Genomic DNA, 3660 nt, shown 5'->3' on the forward strand with positions numbered 1-3660 from the left:
TTGCTAGCGCTTCTTGATCTTGCGAGTGGTAGCTGTAATCAGCTTGGTTAGGTACAGACGGCTTGATGTCGTCTGTAACACCGTCATCTACTTCATCGTCTTTGCCGCTCATATCTTTATTCTGTGACGATTCAAACTCTTTCATGCTACCGCGCATCTCTGCCATCTCGCGGCGCATATCCGCTTCTGTCTCACGGATTTTAGCCAGCTCTTTTTGCATCAGTTGCCGCGTTTCAGCCAGATCAAGCTCCGCTTCAATCTCTGATTGCAGCGTTGATATCGTACGGCGCAATTTGCCATACCATTGACCTGCCGTGCGCGCCGCTTGTGGCAATTTTTCTGGCCCCAAAACAATCAAAGCAATCACGCCAAATAAGAGTAGTTCAGAGAATCCAATATCAAACATAGTCGTTAAGCATAGTAATCAAGCATCACAGGTTGAAGGCAAGTGTTAGCACAAGCAAGCCTTTTATACTTTAGGGTTCTTACACTTTGGGGTTCTCGTTATCAGTACTAATAGGAGTCGCCACTTCGTCTACTCTCGTTCCTACATTTGCGCTATCATTCTGTTGCGTGCTGGCGTCATGATCAAGGACACGGTGCTTTTTTTGATGCTCGATATCTTCATCTTTGACCGCTTCTTTGAAGCCTTTGACCGCCCCGCCTAAATCTTTGCCTGCATTTCTAAGTTTGGAGGTGCCAAATACAATCACCACCACGACTAACAAAATAAGCCAATGCGTAATAGAAAAACTGCCCATAGTCGTATCCTTATGTCCTAATAAAACGTGTTTGCATTATAGCATCTAAAGTATTTAGTTATGCTGAGGTTATCATTATCCAGGTTAGCGCGATGCTTTTTCGTCAATACCAGATAAGCCAAAGCGGCGTCCTAGCTCAGAGAGTACAGCCTTGGATTCTATATCGAACCAAGATAGCCCAATCAAAGTATGAAACCAGACATCAGCCACCTCATATACAAGCTCATTATGCGCTTTATCGTATGCTGATGAGTCGAGGCTTTTATCGCAGTGCGCCAAATCTTTGGCAGCGATGATCGCTTCTATCGCTTCTTCCCCAACTTTTTCTAAGATTTTATTTAATCCTTTAGCATGCAGACTGGCAACATAAGAGTGCTCTGCGCTTGCACTTTTACGCTCAGCCAAGACCTGATCTAGTTGCGTTAAGATGGTGTTTTTTTGCAAATTACTATCATCTTGATCATTTGCGACAATCGTTTTAGGGTCAGTAGAATGAGCAAACGTTATACTATAGATAGCAGCGGGATCTTTGATGACTTTGTCCACGCTTTGCCATTTAGGCTCTGCTCCTGACATATCTAAACGCTGATAAAAACATGACTCGCGCCCCGTATGACAGGCGATACCACCGATCTGGGTGACGCTAAGGACAATGACGTCTGCATCGCAATCTAGGCGAATATCGTGTACGAGCTGCGTATGACCTGAGGTCTCGCCTTTATGCCACAGTTTGGCACGTGAGCGTGAGTAGTACACAGCCGTTTGTGTTTGCGCCGTCAATTGCAATGCCTCAGAGTTCATCCACGCCATCATCAAAATACGTCCTGAGGTGTGATCTTGAGCAATCGCAGGAATTAGGCCTGCGCTATTGAAGGTTATGGCGTCAAGCCAAGCAGGTGAAGTCATAGTCTAAGGTCTTATTATAAACAGCAAAGGGAAGGTGCTAAATGAGCAAAGGTTTGAATAATAGATACTTATTACATTTATCATTGTCGCTTTAGTATTTTAGAGAAGTTTTACCAAAGTGCAAATGCTAAAGTGTCAAAGGATAGCGAAGATAAAAGTTGTTATTTATAAGTAGGTCAAGATAAGAGGTGCTTTGGTACAAGTGATTGTTTGAGCACATCGTTGATGGTAGTAAGCTTTTGCAAACGGTAATCATAGTTGACAAAATGCTGGCGAGAATTAGCGATCAAGGAGTTATCAGACATACGAGTCACTCGTATGGCTATACTGCCGCCTTCATCATCTATTTGCTCAATACCCACTTCAAAAAGTAGAGCTTCACGTACTCGTGCACGGCTAATAATGTGTACTTGCAATTTGTCAACGACCAAGCCTTGATTGTTTTCGCTGATCTCTTTAATACCTTTAAAATGCAAAAACTGTTCTCTAGCTTCCACCATCAACGCGGTTAAAGACTCAAGAGTCAGATATTGATTTGTATTGACCTCAATAGCTCGCACATGTAGCAAGGTTTCAAAAACGAATACTCTGCTATCAAATATCAGCGGTTGGCTTGACACCATTTTCTCCTAAGTATGGTTTGAGGTAGGTACTTTTATAAACGGGTACTTATATACAAGCATTTATATAAACAAGGTAGATTTAGTTGCTATTGTAGATACTAAAAAACGATGCTTAAAAAAACAATGATAAGTACAAGCGCATCGTTTTTAATGATAAAAAATTAAGTATACCTGATACAAAGTTTGCACGATGATTAAATATGAATAAAAGCTTAGATTTATCTTGAATTAATCACTCTATACTCTTTCGTTATGACTCTCAAAATTTCTTTGGCAAAACAGCGTACTATCTGCTAAAATAGCGCCTCCCACCTCGAGGCAAATAGCAGTTTAGTGATTATGAATATAATCACTGGGCATTACTCACTATTTGACGACCAGGTTCTAACACAGAAAAAGAGGCACATCATCATGAAAGTTAAGATGAAAACCAGAAGCGGTGCAGCAAAACGCTTCAAAAAAACAGCGAACGGCTTTAAGCGTAAGCAAGCTTTCAAAAGCCATATCTTGACCAAGAAATCACCTAAGCGTATTCGCCAGTTACGTGGTCTTAAGTTGGTAAGCAAATCTGACGAAGCAGCAGTTCGTCGTATGTGCCCTTACATCTAATAGATCTTTGTAACTCGATACAGCTTATTTTATCTTAAAATTCTTGGAGTAATTTATGGCCCGTGTAAAACGTGGTGTACAGGCAAATCGCCGTCACAAAAAAATCTTAAAGCGTGCAAAAGGCTACTACGGTGCCCGTTCACGTGTTTATCGCGTAGCGGTACAGGCAGTGACCAAAGCAGGTCAATATGCTTATCGTGACCGTCGCAACAAAAAACGCTCTTTCCGTCGTCTTTGGATTGCCCGTATCAATGCTGGTGCACGCTTAAACGGTTTAAGCTATAGCCGCTTTATCAATGGCATGAAAAAAGCCAACATCGCAATCGATCGTCGCGTTTTAGCTGACATCGCTATGCATGATGCTGCGACTTTTACAGCCTTGGTCGAAAAAGCAAAAGCGGAACTAGCATAACTATTAGTCTGTCTTTAGAGGCTTATATGCTAAGCATCTATTAGATAAGAGTAATATGCGTTATTAATAAAAGCTACCGCTGGTCGGTGGCTTTTTTTATATCAGATCATCTACTGGGGTAGAGCGTTTGCAAAATTTGCTCAAACCCCTACAATGACTTACCACTAATCATTTGTCTTAATCAGGAATAACACGTCTTATGACTAGCCCTGCTGCCACCCCCGATTTGTCGGCGCTACCGACCCTGTCCCCAGAGCTGAGTGAACTCAATGAGTCTCAGCTTAATGAGTTTGCTAGCGCCGCTGAAGCTTTAGTAGTGCAAGTCACTGATGTGCGTATTTTACAAGAT

At 42.0% G+C, this 3660-nt stretch carries 6 protein-coding genes and 1 pseudogene; 3 read left to right on the forward strand and 4 right to left on the reverse strand.

What is annotated here, in order from left to right:
• From tatB to ACTXGO_RS11135, 4 genes are all read right to left on the reverse strand, one after another.
• The coding region (gene tatB / locus ACTXGO_RS11120) for a Sec-independent protein translocase protein TatB (RefSeq protein WP_443574528.1) at positions 1-406 on the reverse strand (406 nt) is incomplete at its 3' end.
• A 79-nt stretch (positions 407-485) separates the two neighbouring features.
• Positions 486-761, reverse strand: a complete 276-nt coding sequence (tatA, locus tag ACTXGO_RS11125; protein WP_435949791.1) for a Sec-independent protein translocase subunit TatA — start codon at positions 759-761, stop codon at positions 486-488.
• A gap of 84 nt (positions 762-845) precedes the next feature.
• Positions 846-1667 carry a bifunctional phosphoribosyl-AMP cyclohydrolase/phosphoribosyl-ATP diphosphatase HisIE gene (gene hisIE / locus ACTXGO_RS11130; protein WP_443574529.1) on the reverse strand — a complete coding sequence of 274 codons (822 nt, stop codon included), beginning with the start codon at positions 1665-1667 and terminating at the stop codon, positions 846-848.
• Positions 1668-1843: 176 nt separating this feature from the next.
• Positions 1844-2290 (reverse strand): thioesterase family protein, encoded by a 447-nt coding sequence (locus ACTXGO_RS11135; protein WP_317200072.1) that lies wholly within the window; start codon positions 2288-2290, stop codon positions 1844-1846.
• A 411-nt stretch (positions 2291-2701) separates the two neighbouring features.
• Between ACTXGO_RS11135 and rpmI the strand changes: the two genes are divergently transcribed.
• The 3 genes and pseudogenes from rpmI to ACTXGO_RS11150 all read left to right on the forward strand — a co-directional run.
• Positions 2702-2899 carry a 50S ribosomal protein L35 gene (gene rpmI, locus ACTXGO_RS11140; RefSeq protein WP_317200073.1) on the forward strand — a complete coding sequence of 66 codons (198 nt, stop codon included), beginning with the start codon at positions 2702-2704 and terminating at the stop codon, positions 2897-2899.
• Between the two features lie 55 nt (positions 2900-2954).
• Positions 2955-3311 carry a 50S ribosomal protein L20 gene (rplT, locus tag ACTXGO_RS11145; protein WP_317200074.1) on the forward strand — a complete coding sequence of 119 codons (357 nt, stop codon included), beginning with the start codon at positions 2955-2957 and terminating at the stop codon, positions 3309-3311.
• A gap of 199 nt (positions 3312-3510) precedes the next feature.
• Positions 3511-3660: pseudogene (locus tag ACTXGO_RS11150) on the forward strand (phenylalanine--tRNA ligase subunit alpha); the annotation flags it as partial.

The sequence above is a fragment of the Psychrobacter sp. T6-1 genome (assembly GCF_052258445.1).

What these genes read in the sequence shown, in the direction of transcription:
- tatA (WP_435949791.1), bottom strand. Translation starts at nt 761, where the DNA reads ATGGGCAGTTTTTCTATTACGCATTGGCTTATTTTGTTAGTCGTGGTG.
- rplT (WP_317200074.1), top strand. Translation starts at nt 2,955, where the DNA reads ATGGCCCGTGTAAAACGTGGTGTACAGGCAAATCGCCGTCACAAAAAA.
- ACTXGO_RS11135 (WP_317200072.1), bottom strand. Translation starts at nt 2,290, where the DNA reads ATGGTGTCAAGCCAACCGCTGATATTTGATAGCAGAGTATTCGTTTTT.
- hisIE (WP_443574529.1), bottom strand. Translation starts at nt 1,667, where the DNA reads ATGACTTCACCTGCTTGGCTTGACGCCATAACCTTCAATAGCGCAGGC.
- rpmI (WP_317200073.1), top strand. Translation starts at nt 2,702, where the DNA reads ATGAAAGTTAAGATGAAAACCAGAAGCGGTGCAGCAAAACGCTTCAAA.